The organism is Desulfovibrio sp. JY, assembly GCA_021730285.1.
Taxonomy (GTDB): Bacteria; Desulfobacterota; Desulfovibrionia; order Desulfovibrionales; family Desulfovibrionaceae; genus Solidesulfovibrio.
In genome coordinates, this window is the sequence record CP082962.1 from 2,867,788 (window position 1) to 2,886,258 (window position 18,471).

At 61.5% G+C, this 18,471-nt stretch carries 19 protein-coding genes; 7 read left to right on the forward strand and 12 right to left on the reverse strand.

The annotated features are described in order from the left end of the window. Positions 1 to 66: 66 nt before the first annotated feature. A complete protein-coding gene (gene pal, locus K9F62_12755) occupies positions 67 to 582 on the forward strand; it encodes a peptidoglycan-associated lipoprotein Pal (protein ID UJX39598.1) in 516 nt (171 codons plus the stop codon). 608 nt (positions 583 to 1,190) lie between these two features. Here pal and K9F62_12760 read toward each other — a convergent pair. Next, positions 1,191 to 1,658, reverse strand: coding sequence for a phosphatidylglycerophosphatase A (locus K9F62_12760; protein ID UJX39599.1), 468 nt, complete (start codon positions 1,656 to 1,658; stop codon positions 1,191 to 1,193). Between the two features lie 156 nt (positions 1,659 to 1,814). Here K9F62_12760 and K9F62_12765 point away from each other — a divergent pair, with 156 nt between their 5' ends. Continuing rightward, a complete protein-coding gene (locus tag K9F62_12765; GenBank protein ID UJX43199.1) occupies positions 1,815 to 2,108 on the forward strand; it encodes a hypothetical protein in 294 nt (97 codons plus the stop codon). A gap of 29 nt (positions 2,109 to 2,137) precedes the next feature. After that, entirely contained in the window at positions 2,138 to 2,881 is a 744-nt protein-coding gene (locus K9F62_12770; GenBank protein UJX39600.1) for a DUF6125 family protein, read from the forward strand. Between the two features lie 176 nt (positions 2,882 to 3,057). Here the strand turns inward: K9F62_12770 and K9F62_12775 are convergent, their stop codons facing one another. From K9F62_12775 to K9F62_12790, 4 genes are all read right to left on the reverse strand, one after another. Beyond that, complete coding sequence (locus tag K9F62_12775; protein UJX39601.1) at positions 3,058 to 4,584, reverse strand: sigma-54-dependent Fis family transcriptional regulator; 1,527 nt, start codon at positions 4,582 to 4,584, stop codon at positions 3,058 to 3,060. Between the two features lie 226 nt (positions 4,585 to 4,810). Beyond that, complete coding sequence (locus K9F62_12780) at positions 4,811 to 5,128, reverse strand: hypothetical protein (protein UJX39602.1); 318 nt, start codon at positions 5,126 to 5,128, stop codon at positions 4,811 to 4,813. Positions 5,129 to 5,394: 266 nt separating this feature from the next. Continuing rightward, positions 5,395 to 5,994, reverse strand: a complete 600-nt coding sequence (locus tag K9F62_12785; protein UJX39603.1) for a transglutaminase family protein — start codon at positions 5,992 to 5,994, stop codon at positions 5,395 to 5,397. After that, positions 5,988 to 6,539 (reverse strand): class IV adenylate cyclase, encoded by a 552-nt coding sequence (locus tag K9F62_12790; protein UJX39604.1) that lies wholly within the window; start codon positions 6,537 to 6,539, stop codon positions 5,988 to 5,990. The genes K9F62_12785 and K9F62_12790 overlap by 7 nt, the downstream gene beginning before the upstream one ends. A 116-nt stretch (positions 6,540 to 6,655) precedes the next feature. On the opposite strand from K9F62_12790, the gene K9F62_12795 reads away from it, so the two are divergent. Next, the gene (locus K9F62_12795) at positions 6,656 to 7,489 is read left to right on the forward strand and encodes a DMT family transporter (GenBank protein UJX43200.1); all 834 of its coding nucleotides are present in this window, start codon (positions 6,656 to 6,658) and stop codon (positions 7,487 to 7,489) included. Between the two features lie 30 nt (positions 7,490 to 7,519). Here the strand turns inward: K9F62_12795 and K9F62_12800 are convergent, their stop codons facing one another. Both K9F62_12800 and K9F62_12805 read right to left on the reverse strand, forming a co-directional pair. After that, positions 7,520 to 7,942: a GNAT family N-acetyltransferase gene (locus K9F62_12800; protein UJX39605.1), complete on the reverse strand. Its 423-nt coding sequence runs from the start codon at positions 7,940 to 7,942 to the stop codon at positions 7,520 to 7,522. Positions 7,943 to 8,071: 129 nt separating this feature from the next. After that, a complete protein-coding gene (locus K9F62_12805) occupies positions 8,072 to 8,506 on the reverse strand; it encodes a GNAT family N-acetyltransferase (GenBank protein ID UJX39606.1) in 435 nt (144 codons plus the stop codon). Between the two features lie 385 nt (positions 8,507 to 8,891). Here K9F62_12805 and K9F62_12810 point away from each other — a divergent pair, with 385 nt between their 5' ends. From K9F62_12810 to K9F62_12820, 3 genes are all read left to right on the forward strand, one after another. After that, positions 8,892 to 9,581 (forward strand): isoprenylcysteine carboxylmethyltransferase family protein, encoded by a 690-nt coding sequence (locus tag K9F62_12810; protein ID UJX39607.1) that lies wholly within the window; start codon positions 8,892 to 8,894, stop codon positions 9,579 to 9,581. A 255-nt stretch (positions 9,582 to 9,836) separates the two neighbouring features. Then, positions 9,837 to 10,472: a LysE family translocator gene (locus tag K9F62_12815; protein UJX39608.1), complete on the forward strand. Its 636-nt coding sequence runs from the start codon at positions 9,837 to 9,839 to the stop codon at positions 10,470 to 10,472. 297 nt (positions 10,473 to 10,769) lie between these two features. Continuing rightward, positions 10,770 to 12,416 (forward strand): hypothetical protein, encoded by a 1,647-nt coding sequence (locus tag K9F62_12820; protein ID UJX39609.1) that lies wholly within the window; start codon positions 10,770 to 10,772, stop codon positions 12,414 to 12,416. Here the strand turns inward: K9F62_12820 and K9F62_12825 are convergent. The 5 genes from K9F62_12825 to gcvPA form a co-directional block, all read right to left on the reverse strand. Next, positions 12,381 to 12,977, reverse strand: coding sequence for a Maf family protein (locus tag K9F62_12825; GenBank protein UJX39610.1), 597 nt, complete (start codon positions 12,975 to 12,977; stop codon positions 12,381 to 12,383). The genes K9F62_12820 and K9F62_12825 overlap by 36 nt on opposite strands. A 356-nt stretch (positions 12,978 to 13,333) precedes the next feature. Further along, complete coding sequence (locus K9F62_12830; GenBank protein UJX39611.1) at positions 13,334 to 14,149, reverse strand: L-2-amino-thiazoline-4-carboxylic acid hydrolase; 816 nt, start codon at positions 14,147 to 14,149, stop codon at positions 13,334 to 13,336. A gap of 113 nt (positions 14,150 to 14,262) precedes the next feature. Beyond that, entirely contained in the window at positions 14,263 to 15,630 is a 1,368-nt protein-coding gene (locus tag K9F62_12835; GenBank protein UJX39612.1) for an FAD-dependent oxidoreductase, read from the reverse strand. 54 nt (positions 15,631 to 15,684) lie between these two features. Further along, on the reverse strand, positions 15,685 to 17,133 hold the full coding sequence (gene gcvPB, locus K9F62_12840; GenBank protein ID UJX39613.1) for an aminomethyl-transferring glycine dehydrogenase subunit GcvPB: 1,449 nt from the start codon (positions 17,131 to 17,133) through the stop codon (positions 15,685 to 15,687). After that, positions 17,130 to 18,461, reverse strand: a complete 1,332-nt coding sequence (gene gcvPA / locus K9F62_12845; protein ID UJX39614.1) for an aminomethyl-transferring glycine dehydrogenase subunit GcvPA — start codon at positions 18,459 to 18,461, stop codon at positions 17,130 to 17,132. Before gcvPA ends, gcvPB begins: the two co-directional genes overlap by 4 nt. Positions 18,462 to 18,471 lie beyond the last annotated feature (10 nt).

Consider the following 18,471-nt stretch of genomic DNA (forward strand, 5'->3'; position numbering starts at 1 on the left):
AACACGGCCAGGGGTAAAGCTCCTGGCTTTGTAAAGCCCGGGCGGGCTATGTGAGGAGGAAGAAAAATGACGCGTTCGAGGATTTTGACTTTGGCGGTACTGGTGTTGATGCTTTCCCTTATGGGTTTTGGCTGTGCCAAAAAAGCCGGCGGCCCCGGCGATGGTTCCGGAACGAGCTGGGAAGACCAGGAAAAGGCTCGTCTGGAACAAGAGCGTGCCCTGCGGGAAAAGATGGGACAGGCCGCTAACGAACTGGCCCAGATGATTCACTTCGCCTTTAACAGCTCCAACCTGACGGCCGAATCCCGGCAGATCCTGACCCGCAAGGCCGAGATCATGCGGCAGTACCCGCAGATCAAGGTGATCGTGGAAGGGAACTGTGACCAGCGCGGCACGGCTGAGTACAACCTGGCCCTCGGCGAACGCCGTGCCCAGGCTGCCGCTCAGTACCTGAGCAAGCTGGGCATCCCCGCCGATCGGCTGTCCACCGTCAGCTACGGTAAGGAACGCCCCTTGGATCCGGCAACCACTGAGGCCGCATACGCCCAGAACCGCCGCGACGAATTCCGCGCCACCTACTAGTTTCTGTTGATTTCACGCCCACAAGGCGCAAAAGGCTGCCGGGTTTTCCCGGCGGCCTTTTTTTTTGTGTGTGTGTACGGATGCGGTTACAGGGGAGGCCGGCAGGGGAGGCTCTGCCTCCCCTGGACCCCACCGCCGGGGGACTTGATGTCCCCCGGACCCCCTTTTACCGGGTTGGGATGGTGGGTGGAGGTGGAGTCGGATGGCGGAACGACGAATGCTTGTCGCCGCAATCGGCCCGGCGACACGAGGGGCTTACGCCCCTCGACGCCGGACGCGATTGCGGCGACAACCGCGCCAGCGGCGAAGCGCCGCATTTTAAGAACAAACAGTTTTTCTGAAATGTCGCCCCAACGGGGCGACCGGCGTGGTGGCGGCGGAATTTGCTTGGGACGAGCTTGTCGCGAAGCGACATGCACCGTCCCGACAAATTCCGCCGCCATCTTCACCCAACCGACCCCCGCCCACCAACCCTGCTCCCGCCCAACCAAAGCACACCGGAAGGGGGGCCCGGGGGGCCCATGGCCTCCCGGCGGGTCCGGGCAGAGCCCGGCGGTGGGGTGCAGGGCAGCGCCCTGCCGGGGGTGCGGGGGCGGAGCCCCCGCCCGTTACGACCGGAGCCAGTGAAAGATGGCGAGGCAGATGCAGGCGTAGATGCCGGCCAGCACGTCGTCGATCATGACGCCGTAGCCGGCGGGCAGCCAGTTTTCGGAGGCGCGCACGGGGCGCGGCTTGAGGATATCGAAGGCGCGGAAGAGGAGGAATCCGGCGGCCAGTTCCAGTGGCGGCAGGCTGGCGAAGGGCAGGTAGGTGATCCACTGGCCGACGAGTTCGTCGATGACCACGTGGCTGGGGTCTTTTTTGTGGAGCAGGATTTCGGTTCGGGTGGCGGTGACGCTGCCGATAAAAAACAGGGCGACGAGGACGATGATGCGCCAGAAGCCGGGCAGCGGCAGGAAGAGGGCAGGTGCGGCGATGGCGGCCGCGGCCGAGCCCCAGGTTCCCGAGGCGTAGGGGATTTTGCCGATGGGGCCGAGCCCTGAAACGAGCAGGGACAGGCGGTCGCCTGAGGTCATGATCGAGGCCTCCGTGGAGTGGATGAATGAATCGGGGCAAGCTACACCGGGGCACGGAGCGGGGCAAGGGGTTGGGCATCTTGAGTTCGGGCGCGAAGTGTGGGAAAAAACAGGCGGCGGGCCATGGGCGCGCCACAACCCGAAAGGAAGGTGTCGATGTTGAGCCTGCGCTATACCATGGTGCTCTTTGTTATGTACTTTATGTTTTTTTGGCTCTTTTATCGTTTTTATTTCCGCCCACGGATTTATCTGCTGTTGTTGACCGAGCCATCCTACATGGATCATTATATTGATAAACTGCCGCATATGTACGACCGCCCTGACGAGCGGCTTGGCATGATCGAATTCATGCTGGCCAAGCGGAAGCGGTTTGTTCGTACCATGCGGCAATTCGTCTTTACCGTCACGGCCGCTTATGTGGCCCTGCTTATTCTCGGCGCAACGCTGTAACGCTCCGGCGGACTCTTTTCGATTCTACTATGAAAGATGAAAGTTTTTCGCTCCCGGCCACGGACGATGCGGCTGCATCCTTAGCGCAACGGGTGGTCGAGGCGGCGCGGCAGATTGCCGTGCATTACGGGCTATGGCTGGCCGAAACCGCGCATCAGTTGGGCCCGGAACAGGCCGTGGCCTTGGAATCCCAGGTCGGGGACGCCTATATTCCGCTGCTCACGCGCCGCATCGAGCGGGCGCTGGGGCTTTCCGGGGATATCAACGGCGTCTTGGCGGGGCTGGGCGAGGAAAAGCTCGGCAAGCTGCTCGACGCCCTGGCCGTTTCCTGGCTGGCGGCGGACGGGGTCTGGTTCCGCAAGGTCGAGGACGCGCGTGGCATGCATGACGCCAAGCGGGTCAACGACACCTGCTGGTCGCGCCTGGGCTATTACGAGGCCCTGCGGGCCAAGGCCGCTCTGGGACTGCCCGAGCGGGGCGGCCTCCCCGCGCTCAAGGCCGCCTTTGGCGCGCGGCTGGTTTCGCGCATCAACCAGTGGGAGATCGCGGACGAGACGCCGGATTCCTTCGTCCTGCGCATGGTGCGTTGCCGGGTGCAGTCCTCGCGCGAACGCCAGGGACTGCCGCCCTATCCGTGCGTCTCCGGCGGTTCGGTGGAGTACACGGCCTTCGCCGCCGGCATCGACCCCGCCATAGCCACCACCTGCGTCAGCTGCCCGCCGGATATCACACTTCCCGCCTGCGCCTGTGCGTGGAGATTTTCGACGAAATGAAAGTGTTAGGATGAGGAAGAGAATGCGAGAGGGGAACCCTTTTTGAAAAAAGGGTTCCCCTCTCGCGTTCTCCCCTCCCAAAAACTTTCAACGGTGACAAGCTGTTGCCGGTAAAAGTCTTTGGAAAGGGGGCCTGGGGGGAAACTTTTCTGCAGAAAAGTTTCCCCCCGGTCTCTTTACTCCTTGCTGATGCCGAGCTTGCGCAGGCGGGAGTCGAAGGTGGAGCGGTTGACGCCGGCGGCCCGGGCGGCCTTGGTCACGTTCCATTTGTGTTTTTCAAGCAGCGCCAGGGCGTAAGTCCGCTCGAGGGCTTCCCAGGTATAGTCCGTCAGGTCGAGGCTGGGGGCGTTGGCTATGGCTGTCTCGGGCGCGGCGGGCATGGCGTCGCGGTGCTGGCCGATCTCGTGTGGCGGCGGGATGTCGCCGGCCTCGATGACCGGGCCGGAAACGGTGGCGAGCAGGTAGCGCACCAGGTTTTCCATCTCCCGGACGTTGCCCTGGAAGTTGCGGCGCTTGAGGGCGGCCAGGGCGTCGCGCGAGAGGGCCTTTTGCGGAATGCACAGCCGACCGGCGTCGCGGGCCAGGAAATAGTCCAGCAGTTCCGGGATGTCCTCGGGCCGTTCACGCAGAGGCGGCAGCTTGAGCGGCAGGACGTTCAAGCGGTAAAAGAGATCCTCGCGGAAGGTCCCTTCGGCGATGGCCCGGGTGAGGTCCCGGTTGGTGGCGGAGATGACGCGCACGTCCACGGTGCGGGTCTTGGCGTCGCCAAGGGGTTTGACCTCGTTTTCCTGGAGCACGCGCAGGATGCGGGCCTGCAAGGAAAGCGGCATGTCGCCGATCTCGTCGAGGAAGACCGTGCCGCCGTCCGCCGCCTCGAAAAGACCTATCTTGTCCTTGTCCGCGCCGGTAAACGCGCCTTTCTTGTAGCCGAAAAGTTCCGATTCAAGCAGGGCGTCGGGGATGGCCGACACGTTTTGGACCAGGAACGGCTTGTCCTTGCGGTCGCTTTGGGCGTGGATCTCCCGGGCGAAAAGCTCCTTGCCCGTGCCGGACTCGCCGGTGATGAGCACCGGAAAATCGGTGCGCGAGTAGTTTTTGGCCGCTTCCAGGGCCGCGCGAAAGGCCGGGCTTTTGCCGACGAGCGGGGTCTCGCCCTTGATGCCGCCCAGGAGTTTCTTGAGTTTCTGGGCTTCGTTTTTCTGGTCGGCGAAGGCCAGGGCGTTGCCCAGGGCGATGGAGCCGATGGCCACGAATTCTTCCAGGAGCTCCAGGTATTCCTTGCCCAGGTTCAGCCGGCTGCCGCCGTGGGCCGTGTCGATGATCTCGACCGCGCCGTAGACATCGCCGTTCTTGAGTACCAGCGGAAAGCAGAGAATGAGGGTGGATTTGACGTCCAGGCCCGATTCCGCATCCTTGAAATGGCGTTTGTCCTTGCCCGGCTCGGCGATGGTCATGCGGCCGTTTTCGATGGCCCAGCCGACGATGCTCGGCTTGTCCTTGGGCACGACAAAGCCCACGAGCTGTTCGCTCTGGCCACCGCCGATGGCCTCGATGCACTGGTAGCCGTCTTCGCGCTTGATCCAAAGCGAACCGCGCTCGACGTTCTGGAATTCCACCAGCGCTTCCAGAAAACGACGCTGGAGCTTGTCGGTTTCCAGCTCCTCGAACAGGGCCTTGGGAAAATTGGGAGTGTGGGGGGGCATGGCGCGTTCCGGCGAAATCATGGTTGTCCGCAGCGCGTCGGGACGCGCAAGGCGGAAGGACTGACCGGAACATGCCGGAAAAGCGGCAATGGAGCAAGCCGGAGGGGGACTCGCCAAGCGGACGCTGGGCGGGGACCTGCGCCGCCCACGACAGGCTGCTATTTTGGAGGAAGGCGGAGCGCGGGCGGGGAACCCTCCTTCAAAAAGGGTTCCCCGCCCGCATGGTTTAATGGGTCGCCTGGGACAATTCGCGGATGCGCCAGAAATCCTCGGGAATTTCCAGGTACAGATCGTTTTCGGGCAGAGGGATGACGCAGACGAGCACCCCCGTGGAAGCGACCCAGTACATATGGCCGCTTAGGCCGCGCATGACGTCTTCGTAGCTGACGCCCGTCTGGGCCGCCACTTCCTTCATGGCGCGTTTCATGGTGGACATGGCCCCGTGGCCGATTTCCACTTCCAGGGCGGAGACGCGGTGAATGGCGTGGCTTTGTTCGGACAACTCGGGAGGAGCGGTTTTGCGCAATGTCAGAGCCGATTCCATGGCAACCTCCTAGAAGAATTAGGGCCCGGCCCGACAAGGGTCCGATCCGGGCTATCGCTTGTTATAAGCAATAGCCGTGCAAAGTACACCAATCTCGTGGAGAAAGTTGGTGTCTTTTTTTAATAGGCCGATTTTACTCAATGAATTTGTGGGGAGAAAATGTCGTGGCTGCGACACGCGGTACTGCCGACGTCAGGCTTGCTGCAAAAACGAAGGAAACAAAACAAAAGTGTCGCAAAATAGGGAGATGTCGTGACTGCCGTGGGTCAGAGCGATACGTCCGGCAGGGCGTCGTAGAGCGCGTTCCATGTTGTGTGGCGCGTCAGAGCCTCCATGACCACGGGCAATGGTGCGGCGTGGATGCCGGGCAGGTCGGCCTCGCCGGGAGCCATGACGGGAAAGGCCAACCGTTCCGTCGGCGGCGTGAACCGGGCATCGACGCCGGCTTTGTTGCCGCGCGGATCGATCCGGTACCAGCCCCAATCCTTGAGGCGCACGGCGGCAAGGCCATGGAGGCAGTAGCGCGTGGCGTCCTTGCCGGGATCGAGCACGAGGCGCTGGTAGCACAAGCCGGCCGGGATGCCGCTTGCCCGCAGCAGGGCGGTAAGCAGGTGGGCCTTGGCGTAGCAATAGCCCGTGCCATGGGCGAGCACCTCGGAGGCGGCGCGGGTGACGGGATTTTGGCGGTAGTCGGCGCTGTGGTGGATGGCGTCGCGCACAAAGGCGAAGACGGCTTCGGCCACGGCGGCGTCCGTGTCCAGCCCGGCGGCAAGCGCGGCGGCCTTGGCCGCGACGGCCGGATGGTCGCTGTCGATCCAGGCGGACGGGGCAAGGTAGGCGGCAAGGGGCGAAAGCGGCTCTAGCATGGGTGTGGCTCCGTTATGTTCCGGTGCTGTGCGTCCAGGAAAAGGTCCGTATACGCGCGGGGGCACTCCCGCCTGAGGCCAAGGGATGCGCCGTAGGCCCGGATGACGGGCAGGGCGGCCAGCCCGCGGGCGCGGTCCGGAGCCTGGTGTTCGATCTCGACGAACGCCTCGTCGGCAAAATCCACCGTGACCCGGGTGAGCTCCAGGGCGAGGCCGTCATGCACGACCCGGGAGCGCCGGCAATGCTTGACGTAGGCCATGCGCCGCACGAACCCCAGGCCGGCAAGAATGGCCTCCATGGCCTGGGCGTCGGCAACGGTCGTCTCCAGCTCTTCCTTGGAGGCCGTGGCCATGTCGAAGGGAGGATTCTTGCAGGTGAAAAGCGTCTGGCCGTCCGCCTGTCGCAGCCGCAGTTCCCGGCCCGAGGCGTAAAACGTCCCGTCGGGCGTATCGAAATAGACGTCATGATAGACCGCGTCGGCCAGACGCGTTCCCGGCAACCGGAACCCGGGCGGGGCGATGAACTTGATTTCGGCTTCGTACATGGGGCGCACGGTTAGCTGTTTACGACAGACTGATTTTGATCCATTATGACGCCATGTTACGCAAAATATCCGCAAACGGCAATCCCGGCCCGGCACCGGGGGCGGCTTCCGATCCGATGGCCGGCCAGGGACGGGCGGCCGCCGGGCTTTTGGCCGTCACGGCGCTTTTGTGGAGTACCGGGGGGCTTGCCATAAAGCTCGTGCCCATGCCTCCCATGGCGGTCACGGGCGGGCGCAGTCTGCTTGCCGCACTGCTGCTTGTGGCGCTTTTTCGGAGCAGGCTCGACTTTCGTCCGACAAAGCCCTTTTTGTGCGCGGCCCTGGGCTATGCCGGCCTGCTTGTCACCAACGTGGTCGCCACTCGGCTGACAACAGCCGCCAACGCCATCCTGCTGGCCTACACCGCGCCGGTCTACGTGGCGCTTTTGGCTCCGGCGGTGCTCGGCGAACGCACGCGCCCGGCGGACTGGGCCTTTGTCGCGGTCACGGTGGGGGGCATGGCGCTTTTTTTCCTGGACAGGCTGTCGCCGGAAGGCTTCTGGGGCAACGTGCTGGCCGTGGGCACGGGGCTGTCCTACGCGGTTTTCACCCTCGGCATGCGGGCCGGCCGGGCGGGATCGCCGGTTTCGGCGGTCATTGCCGGCCATTTGCTGACCGCCGCCGTGGGCCTGCCCTTTCTGGTGCGCGAACTGCCGCTTTCCGGGGAGGCGCTTTTGGGGCTGTCCTATCTCGGCATCGTGCAGCAGGGGCTGTCGTTGGCGCTTTACGTCTGGTGCATCAAGCGGTTGCGGGCCTTGACCGCGATTTGCATCATGACCCTGGAGCCGATTTTCAACCCGGTGTTCGTCGCCCTGGGCTACGGTGAACTGCCCGGCAAATGGGCCATGGTCGGCGGCATGGTGGTTGTCGGCGCGGTGACGCTGCGCAGTCTGGCCGCCGCGCGTCGGTAGGCTGTCCGCGCCCGGCCCGGCGGAAATACGCTATTCGGTAAATCCTTTTTCCCGCATGGCCTCGGCCTTTACAAACTTTGCCATGCCTGTCCGCATGTTGCTGAAGCCCTGTTTTCGATAAAAGCCTTCTTTCCCGGGGGCGGCATAGAGAATGACATTGCACCCGGCAACGGCGTCCAGGAGGTTTCGCATGATCATGGCGCCGATTTTCCGGCCCTGGTATTCCGGCAGGACCGCGCAGTCATATATTGCGGCCTGATAGGCCCCATCGGAAATCGCCCGACCAAATCCGATCAGCTTCCCCGCATCGTAAATAAACACGGTTGCCTGGCTCGCTTCAAACGCTTTGGCATGGACTTCCGGCGCATAGGAGGCCATGCCGACGCGTTTGAGAATATCCGCAATGGCTTGCCAGTCGACGCCGGAGCATTCATTTATAGTTTGTAATTGCATTCTATTTCCTTTTGAATTCGCGAGACAAGCTCCTCATACGAACTGGCAACCGGAATTGGAAGATTTATCTTGAATGCATAGCATGGGAATTTTTACGAAAATGGCGCACGCCAGCGCCTGCAAGGAGATTCAGGCCAGCTTCATGTGCAGTAAGGGAAAGGGCTTTCCCTGGCCATCGACCGATGAACGTCCGATGCGTCGGAAACCAATGTGCTCATAGAATGCGATTGCCTGCGGATTCTGCTCGTTTACATCAACGTAGGCAATATCCATATTTTCGATTGCATGCTTGCACAGAAAAGAACCGATGCCTTGCCCTCTGTTTTGGGGCAACACAAAGAGCATTTCAAGTTTCTTCTCGGAGACGCCGCAGAAGCCAAGAATGTTGCCTTGCTCATTTTTGACGCATCGTAATTTTACAGCATCAAAATATTGCTCAAGAAGCAATGGCTTTAAAAAGGCAATATCTGCATCTTTCAGGAAATGATGCGTCGCCCGAACGGAAGATTCCCATACTTCCACCAATTCGGGATAGTCTTTTTTGTCAGCATATTTGATCTTCATGCAACTTTCCTCCAAGCGGATACCTTGAAACTCTTCCGACAAGGGAATTCTGTTTCCTTTGAAACAAGAGCATCCAAACGTATGAGAAAATCCAGCAGTTCGCCAAGGGAAATTTCATGACGTCGATCAAGGTTGTGTCTCTATAACCGTCTTGTTCAATTGTAGGCGACCTTGCGACTCGCGCCTGGTGGGAGCTTTAGTGGGAATTGGGGGCGCATCCGTTCTTGGATACGTCACTACTCCTATTCTTACCTATTCCATTGTACTTTATTCATGTTGTGTTCTCGTTGTCAAGCAAGCAACTCCTTGAATATAAATATTTTTGTGTATTACTGAAAGTATGGGCAAGGATTTTGACCTGAATGTTTTGGGAGGAAAAGAGCGTATGAAACAGCAGCTGACCAGGAAAGGTATCAAATATCTTCTGGCACCATTTCGCTGGACCTTATTCATGATGATCGTATTTTTTGTCGCTGCGGGAAGATTGGATATCCCCAGGGCATGGCTTGCTTTCGGCCTTCATTTTATTGGAGCGGTGTTGGGGGCGTTGCTCATGTATCGCTTCGCGCCTGAACTGGCGAATCAGAGAGCGTCGGCCGGGCATGGAACGAAAGGTTGGGACAAAGCGATCCTGACGATCTATTTCTTTCTGTTGCTGGTGGGGATTCCGCTTACGGCAGGATTGGATGTCGGGAGATATCAGTGGTCCGAGTTGCATGACATGGGTCTTGGGCTTATATGCTATCTTCTTTTCTTCCTTCTCTTCTACTGGGCAATGCTGACAAATAAATTTTTCGAGGGGACCTCTCGAATTCAGACGGATCGAGATCATAGGGTCATTCGTTTTGGCCCGTATGCGTATGTGCGACATCCCGGTTATCTCGCAATGCTCTTCGCCAGCGTGTCGGATGCGTTGATCATCGGTTCGCTCTATGCCTTGATCCCGAGCTGCCTTGCCGTCGGCGTCACGATTGTGCGCACAAGCCTTGAGGATAAAATGCTCCGGAGTGAATTGGACGGTTACGCCGAATATGCCGCGACAGTAAAATATCGCTTGATTCCTGGCCTATGGTAGATGGCGTCAGCTCGCCTCGGAAATGCTTTTTGGGGGGAGTCGAGGGCTTTCGGCTCCCAGAGCGTTTCGGTGTCTTCAACTTCTTCGGCGCTCTGAGAACCCGGCCCAGTCATGGACCGAGAAAACGGGATCGCGGCTTTGCATCAGTCCCGGAGAGCCAGCGGAACCCTTTGAGGGCATCCGCTCTGATTTGACAAATTCGGGATGGAAAAATTATGGATCGATCTTACACATAGCTCATGCAGGACCCATACAATGTTTGACTACTCTTTCGGCCATTGGTCGACTTTTTTTCTCGCCGCTTTTTTGCTGAATATTTCACCAGGCCCGGATATGGCCTTTATTTTGAGCCATACGGTGAAAGGCGGGAAAAAAGCCGGGACCGCCGCGATGTTTGGGATTTGGACAGGAGCGTTCTGTCACGTCCTGCTGGCCGCATTGGGGCTCACGGCGATCGTCGCCACTTCCGCCACGGCCTTTTCCGTCGTCAAGTGGGCTGGCGTCGCCTATTTGCTCTGGCTCGGCGTACACGCCCTTCGTTCCGACGGCGGCTCGCTGCTCATAGACAAGAAGGCCAAGCCCAAAAGTATCGGTGCGGTGTTTCGGCAAGGCGTTTTTATTGATTTGCTCAATCCAAAAGTCGCCACCTTTTTTCTGGCTTTTCTGCCCCAGTTTGTCGTGAACGGCGCGGGTCCCGTCTGGGCGCAACTCATGATCCACGGCGTCCTGATCATTGCCGTCGCCGTGTTTGTGGAGCCTCCGATAATTCTGCTGAGCGACAGGGTCGCGGAAAGATTGCGCCAAAGCCATTCCCTCAGACTTTGGCTGGACCGCGTTCTCGGGCTCGTGCTCGTTTCTCTTGGAATCAAGCTGGCAATGTCCGAGCGGTGAATCGACCACTGCGCGGTTCGTGGAAAATCCTGCGGATGTACGGTTTTTTCAGCCTCTCCGCGGAACGAGAATACACCAAGATACTGAGACCTCTAATACACGAGGCAGGGGTAAGCCGACGACGTTGATCAGAATGGTAAAGTGGTAACCACTTGTCGTCGATTAACTTTGACTGCACCAGATGCCGTTGAGTGGGGAGTTGCGTGGGAGGTCTCTGGGCGCAACTCCTTGTGTTTTTGCCGCATTATTTTATTAGTCTTGAGAAGTGGTTGAGCTAGGCATAGCCCGCAACATATTATGACCAAGCGCCTTATTTTCATACCGGTAGTTCTCTTCTTCGTTATGGTCCTGTTCCTCGCAGGAGTCATATTTCACACCAAGGGGACTATCCGTGAATCCTTCAGATTGAATCAGTTGCGCAAAAGCGAGGGATATTACCTTGCTGAGTTCGAATGGAACATGCTTGCTTGCGTCAAGTATCTTGACACCGGGCAGTACGTTCGAGCCCTGACTGTCATGCATGCAATACATGACAGTCTTTCTGACCCCAAGCTGTTGGCACGGGCTCCGGCTTCGCCCGAGCCGCTGGAACGGCTGCGCTTCTACCAGTCCATGCAGAATCCGAGGACAGGAGCCTTCATCAGAGACGATTCCCTGCCCTTGTTCACCTACATCGGCCCAACCGCGAACATGATCACCCTTATCGAGGAACTGTCAGCCAAAGCGAAAAAACCGTTTGAGCTGAAATACTCACTTTCATTTCTCGATAAGATCAACACTCCTGAACGGCTCAAGGAATTACTTGATGACGCTTCCCGCGTCGGTTGGATAGGAGCTCAATTCAAAACTCCCTATGTCTGCGTTGCGGAACTCGGAGAGTTGGCGGCGAGTTGCGAACGGCTGGGAATCTACGAGTTTACTCCGGAGTGGAAAAAGTCCCTGTTCGATTGGTTTTACGAAAATCAGGATCCCGACACGGGACTTTGGGGACCTCGCTCGCGGTCTGACGACAGTCTGCTTCATGGCGGTTCTCTCACGGAGAGCGAACGGGTGATCAAGATGTTTGTGGATCGGGAGGGCAACCAGATTCACCATGCCTACCCTCTCAGATATGTGGATAACATCATTGCATCCTCGCTGGAAAAACTCGCCACCCCTATGCCCGACGATCTTGACGAACTCCACGAATGGATTTTGGCGCGGGACCATGGGACGCGGTTCATCACGCGGTATCTTTGGAGTTTCGCATCGTTGGAAAGCAGGGAAAAGGCAAAGGGCCTGATGGAGGATTTTATACAGCTCCGATTCAAAAAGTACTATGCTGAAAAGGACGGAGCATTCAGCTTATACCCCAATTCGGAAACCGCCGATCTGGACGGTACCGGCGAGGCCATAGGGATGTTCGGCTACCTGGGCATACTGGACAGCCTCAAGCAGCAACGTTTGTGGGGCGACTACGAAACGATTGTTGAAAACTTCGGTCGGCGAATAATCGCCAGGACATCCCAGGTGTCTTTCGAGTCAGTCAGCGGCTATTCCGGGGTCAACTCGATACGGGTTTACATTGCTCCCCCGGGTACGCGTTTCTTGGACAAGGTTGCTCTGATCTACTATCCAAGGAAAACCGTCGTGCCGGACGCAGTGCAAATCTTGGCAAATGTTAATGATTGGCTCGGTAAGACCCCGCAGCAGATGGGGAACTGGGTAACAAAGGACAGTATTCGAAAATTACTTGCAAACATTGCCGTCCAATCCGTCCCGACATTCATGTACCCTCCCGTTGATGAGGTGAACAGAATTCTCCAGGATAATGGGCAGGTAGTCTTGGTCGGATTCGATCTACTGCAAATTCCCCTCTGTATGATCGCATATCAGGGTGAAGGTCGAGAGAGAGAGAGAACTCCGAATTCAAAGCCCCGACGGGACAACTACACCCCAGGATGACAACACTTCTACCAGCCTTGCCAGGGGCAACCCCACGACGTTGGTGTACGAGCCGTTGATCGCGGTGACAAACGCCGCCGCCTTGCCCTGGATGGCGTAAGCCCCGGCCTTGTCCATGGGCTCGCCGGTCGCCACGTAAGCGGCGATGGCCACATTGGAAAGCGCCGCCATGGCCACGTCCGTGGACACGGTGAATATCTCCGGCTCCGGGCCGCAGCCGAAAATCGCGCAGCCGGTCACCACCTGATGCGTGCGGCCGGAAAGCAGCCCCAGCATGCGTTCGGCGTCGGCCGCATCGCGCGGCTTGCCCAAAATCACATGCCCCACGGCCACCACCGAATCCGCGCCGATGACCGCCGCTTCCGGATGCTCCCGGGCCACAGGCGCGGCCTTGAGCCGGGCCATGCGCGCGGCATAGGCCGACGGCAACTCGCCCATGTCCGGTTCGGGTTCCTCGGCCGGACTCGGAACGACCGAAAACGGCACCCCCGCCAAATCAAGCAACTCGCGCCGGCGTGGTGACGTCGAGGCCAGAATGATGCGTCGCTGTGTCGTGTACATAGTATGATGTTGGAAGAGCCGGGGGAGGGAACCCCTTTTTGAAAAAAGGGGTTCCCTCCCCCGGACCCCCACCCTCCCGAAAAACTTTAAAAGGGGAATAACGGCTCAAATTCCATCTTTATTCGCCCCGAAGGGGCGACGGCGTGGTGGATGCGGCATTTGCCGGGACGCGCCTGCCGCGAAGCGGCGGCATCGTCCCGATAAATGCCGCATCCATCTTCCACACATCCGCCTGACCGCCAGCCAACCCAGCCTCCGCCCGGCCAAAGCCGAGAAGGGGGGACCGGGGGGCCCGTGGCCCCCCGGCGAAGGGGTCCAGGGGAGGCCGCGCCTCCCCTGGACCCCGGAGGCATCATTTAGCTGTGGAAGTGGGGCACTTCGGTGTCCCAGTTCTGGGTGACGGGGCGGCCGCGTTTGTAGCGGAAATCGCACAGCGCGTCGCCCTGGGCCAGGGTGTGCCTGCGTTCGAGGCCGGTGTCCTGGGCGCGGGAGGCCAGGAAGTCGTTGAGGCAGAAGTAGGGGGCGACTTCGGCCACGCCCTGAGCTTTGAAATAGAGGACCGCGCCGCACTGGGTGTAGTCGTAGCCGAGGTCGAAGGTCTTGCCGTCGCCGGGGATGGCCTTGCCGACCCAGTCGCCGGGATACTGGCGTTTCTGGCTGGCGGCGGCCCATTCCTTGAGCGACGCGAAGTAGGCCGGCGAGAAAAGCGCCGCGCCCATGGCCTTGGCTTTTTGGGGCGGCACGGCGGTCCAGTCGGCGGCGTCGAGGTCGTAGAGGAGCCGGCCGGCGTCCTTGGCGGGCATGCCCTTTTCGCCCATGGCCTGGGTCAGCGCCGTGAGCCAGCCGGCCATGATGAGAAAGGGCTGGTTGCGGTTGGTCGTGCCGCCGATTTCCGGCATGCCGGGAAGCAGAAGGGCGTAGCGGCGCTCGGCGTCGGCGGTGATGGCCTTGGCCGTGGGTTCGGCGGTGCGGGCGGCGAGCCAGTGTTCGGCCCCGGCGCACACGCCCCGGAAATCAGCCAGTAGCTTGTCGCGGTTGGCGACGTAGAAATTCGGCTTCACCGTGGCGGCGGCCAGCGCCCGCCAGGGGAACAGGCAGGCGCAAGCGCCGACAAGCCCGGCGCGCAGGAGATGACGCCTGGTGATTCCTTGTTGCATCGTGGCATCTCCCATACTTCTCAAGACCCTTTTATCCTGCTTTCTTCAATGAACTGCCCCGTTGAAAGTTCTTGAAGGGGGGCGCGGGGGGAAACTTCTTTCAAGAAGTTTCCCCCCGCGTTCATTCTTTAATCTTTCGTCTTCATTTCACCCAACAGCGCCGCGCGCAGGGTCTCGTCCAGGCCCGGGTGGGGGAAGACGAGGGCCTCGCATTGGGCGCGGGTCCAGCCCTGGGACACGATGGCCGTGGCCAGGGTGCCCATGGCGGACGCGCCGTGTCCCACGGCGGTGAGTCCCGCCACCTTGCCGTCCTTCCAGGTGACGCGGGCGAACCCGGCCGTGTCGGCGTAGGCCTGGGCCATGGGGTTGGCCACGAAGGGGGCTTCGGAGACGGCGTCGCCGGGCTGGGCGATCTCTCCCACGCGCATGATCTCGGGGGCGCCGTAGTAGCAGCCCGGGATGGGGCCGGGCGCGTAGGGGCCGGATTCGAGGCCGGCGGCGTGGCGGGCGGCGTAGGTTCCCTGGCTGGAGGCGGCGTGGGCCAGGAGCACCCGGCCGTTGCAGTCGCCCACGGCATAGATGCCGGGCGCGGTTTGCAGGGTTTCGTCGGTGGAAATGAAGGCCCGGTTGGGCGAGGGATTGGCGAAGGTCGCGCCAAGCTCGGCCAGTCCCGGCACGGCGGTGGGGGCGAAGCGGCCGATGGCCACCAGCGCCTTGGCGGCGGTCACGACCTCGCCGCCGGCCAGGGTCATGCGGGCCAGACCGTCCTCGTCCGTGACCAGGCTTTCCACCTTGACCCCGGCCCGGGCGTCGATGCCTTTGCGGCGCATGACCTGGGCCACGACCTTGGACACGTCCGGGTCCTCGGCCGGAGCCAGGCGCGGGGCCGCGTCGACCAGGGTCACCTTGGTGCCGAGCCGATGGTAGATTTCGGAAATCTCGATGCCGATGGCCCCGCCGCCGATGATGATGAGGCTTTCCGGGGCTTCGGTGAAATCGAGCACCGGGGCCACGCCGAGCACGGCCTTGCCATCGGGCTTAACGCCCGGAAAGGCGGCGGCGCGCGAGCCGAGGGCCAGGATCAGCGTGTCGAAGGGAATGTCTTCGGTTTTCCCGCCGGCGGCCACCTGGGCGACGCTTGGCTTGAGGCCGGCGAGGTTGCCGGTCACAAGGCGCACGCCGGCCGATTCCAGGCGTTTGGCCATGGCGGAGTGGGTGGCGGAAAGGAGTTTTTTCTTCTTGGCCTGGATGGCGGCCAGATCCGGCCGGACTTCGCCGGCCACCAGCTTCTGTTTGGCCTGATCGGCCAGGGCGGCCACGGCCTGGGTCGTGGCCAAAAGATGCTTGGTCGGGATGCAGCCCCAGTTGAGGCAGGTGCCCCCGAGTTTGCCGCGCTCGACCAGGGTCACGGCCAGCCCGGCCGCCGCGCCGGTCAGGGCCGCGTCATAGCCGCCGGGCCCGGCGCCGACCACGACAAGGCGTTTGGCTTGGCTCATGTTTTGTCCTTGGGCTGTGCCCATGGGAAGGGCGTGTTTTGGGAGATGGCAAGGCTAGAGGTCATCGGTAATTTCCATGGCCCGGGCGGCGTACGTTTCGTCCAGACGGCCCACGGGCAACGTGGTGGGGCAGGCCCGCACGGCCTCGGGGTCGGTTTCGGCCAGGGCCAGGATGTCGCACAGATCGGCCACGAAGGCGTCGAGGGTGTCCTTGCTCTCGGTCTCGGTCGGCTCGATCATGAGCGCTTCCTTGATGATGAGCGGAAAGTAGATGGTCGGCGCGTGGTAGCCTTTATCCAGCAGCGCCTTGGCGATATCCAGGGCGCGCACGTTTTTTTCGGTCGCGAGCCTGGCGGCCGAGGCCACGAATTCGTGCATGCAGGTGCGGGCGTAGGGCACCTCGATGACGTCGGCCAGGCGCTTGCGCAGATAGTTGGCCGCCAGCACCGCAGCTTCCGACACCCGCGTCAGCCCCTCGCGCCCCAGGCGCAGGATGTAGGCATAGGCGCGCAGCACGATGCCGAAATTGCCGTAGAACGGGGCCACGTAGCCGATGGACTTGGGATGGTCGTAGCTTAGGGAATAGCGGCCGGCCTCGTCGCGCGTGACCCGGGAGATGGGCAGGTAGGGAATAAGCCGTTGCGACACGCCGACCGGTCCCGAGCCCGGGCCGCCGCCGCCGTGGGGCGTGGCAAAGGTCTTGTGCAGGTTGACGTGGACCACGTCGAAGCCGGCGTCGCCCACCCGCAGCTTGCCGAGGATAGCGTTGAGGTTGGCCCCATCGTAGTAGAGCAGCGCATCCACCTTGCGGCAAAGGGCCACGATCTCGGGCAGGTGGCGTTCGAAAAGTCCGAGCGTGTTGGGCACGGTCATCATCACGCCGGCGGTCTCGTCGTCGATGGCCGCGGCCAGGGCTTCGGGGTCGATGATGCCGTCCTTCGAGGCGATGGACACCACCTCGAAGCCGGCGATGTGGGCCGAAGCGGGGTTGGTGCCGTGGGCCGAGTCCGGGCAGATGATCTTGGTCTTCTTGTTGCCTTTGTCGGCGTGGTAGGCCGCGATCATGAGCGCCCCGGTCAGCTCGCCGTGGGCTCCGGCCATGGGGTGCAGGGTGAAGGCGTCCATGCCCGTGATCTCGCACAGAAACCGCTCCATCTCGTACATGACCTCAAGGGCGCCGGAGGTCATGTCGCCGCCGCCGGGCAGTTGGGGCGTCAGCGGATGGAGCCGGGCGAAGCCGGGCAGGGCGGCCACTTCCTCGGTGAACTTGGGGTTGTACTTCATGGTGCACGACCCCAGGGGATAGAAATTGCCGTCCACGCCGTAGTTCTTGCGCGAAAGCTCGGTGAAGTGGCGCACCACGTCGAGTTCGGACAGCGACGGCAGCCGGGGCGAGCCCTCGCGCAACAGTCCGCCGGGCAGAAAGTCGATGGGCTCGGTCTTGGGTTTTTCCGGCCACACACCTTCCCGGCCGGGGCGGGATTTGGAAAAAACGGTGCTCATAGGATTTTCCCCAGCCGTCTGGCCAGACGGTCGATTTCGGAGCGCTCGTGCTTTTCGGTGCAGCAGATCAGGAGCGCGTTTTCCAGGCCCTTGTAGTAGCGGCCCAGCGGAAAGCCCGGGATGATGCCGTCGTCCATGAGCGTGCGGGCCGCGAGCTTGGCGTTGACCGGCAGCACGGCGGCGAACTCGTTGCCGAAGGGGGCGTCGTTTATAAGCCGCACGCCGGGAATGGCTTCGAGCTTCATGGCGGCATAGTGGGCGTTTTCGATGGACAGCGCCGCCTGGCGGGTGAGCCCCTCCTCGCCGGCCAGACACAGGTTGATAAGCGCGCGCAGGGCGCACAAAGCCTGGTTGGAGCAGATGTTGGAGGTGGCCTTTTGCCGCCGGATGTGCTGTTCGCGGGCTTGCAGGGTCAGCACGTAGCCGGTGCGGCCGGCGGCGTCCCTGGTGCGGCCGGCGATGCGGCCGGGCATCTGGCGCACCAGCGACTTCCGGCAGGTCATGATGCCGAGGTACGGGCCGCCGAAAGAGAGCGGCAGCCCCAGGCTCTGTCCCTCGGCCGTGGCGATGTCCGCGCCCATGGCACCGGGGGTTTTGAGCACGGTCTGGAGCACCGGATAGCAGGACATGATGGACACGGCTCCGGCCGCCGCCGCTTTGGCGAAAAGCCCGGTGAAGTCCTGGACCTGGCCGAAGAAGTTGGGGTTTTGCACCACCACCGCCGCAGTCTGGTCGTCGATGGCCTCGGCCAGCCCGTCCATGTCGTCGCAGCCGGCCTTGTGGGGCACGGTGACGAGCTCGAGGTGGAGGTTCTTGGTGTAGGTGGCCAGCACGATGCGGTAGATGGGACTCACCGTCTCGCTGACCACGGCTTTTTTGCGCTTGGTGTGGCGCACGGCCATCATCAGCGCTTCGTACAGCGCCGTGCCGCCGTCGTAGCCCCCGGCATTGGCGCATTCCATGCCGAGCAGCCGGGTGACGGCGGTCTGGTATTCGAAGATGGCCTGCAGCGTGCCCTGGGAGGCCTCGGGCTGGTAGGGCGTATAGGCGGTGTAGAATTCCCCGCGCGAAAGGAGCAGGTCCGACGCGGCGGGCACGTAGTGGTCGTAAAAGCCGCCGCCGAGAAAGCTCGTCATGTCGGTCCGGTTCTTGGCGGCCAGACGTTCCATGGTCGCGCGAACGGCCATCTCCGTCCCGCCCCGGGGCAGGTCGAACCGTTTGGGCCGCAAGGCCGGCGGAATTTCGGCGAAAAGTTCGGCAACGTCGCGGGCGCCGACAACAGCCAGCATCTCCCGGACTTCTTCAGGCGTATGGGGGACGTAGGGCATGTCCTTCTCC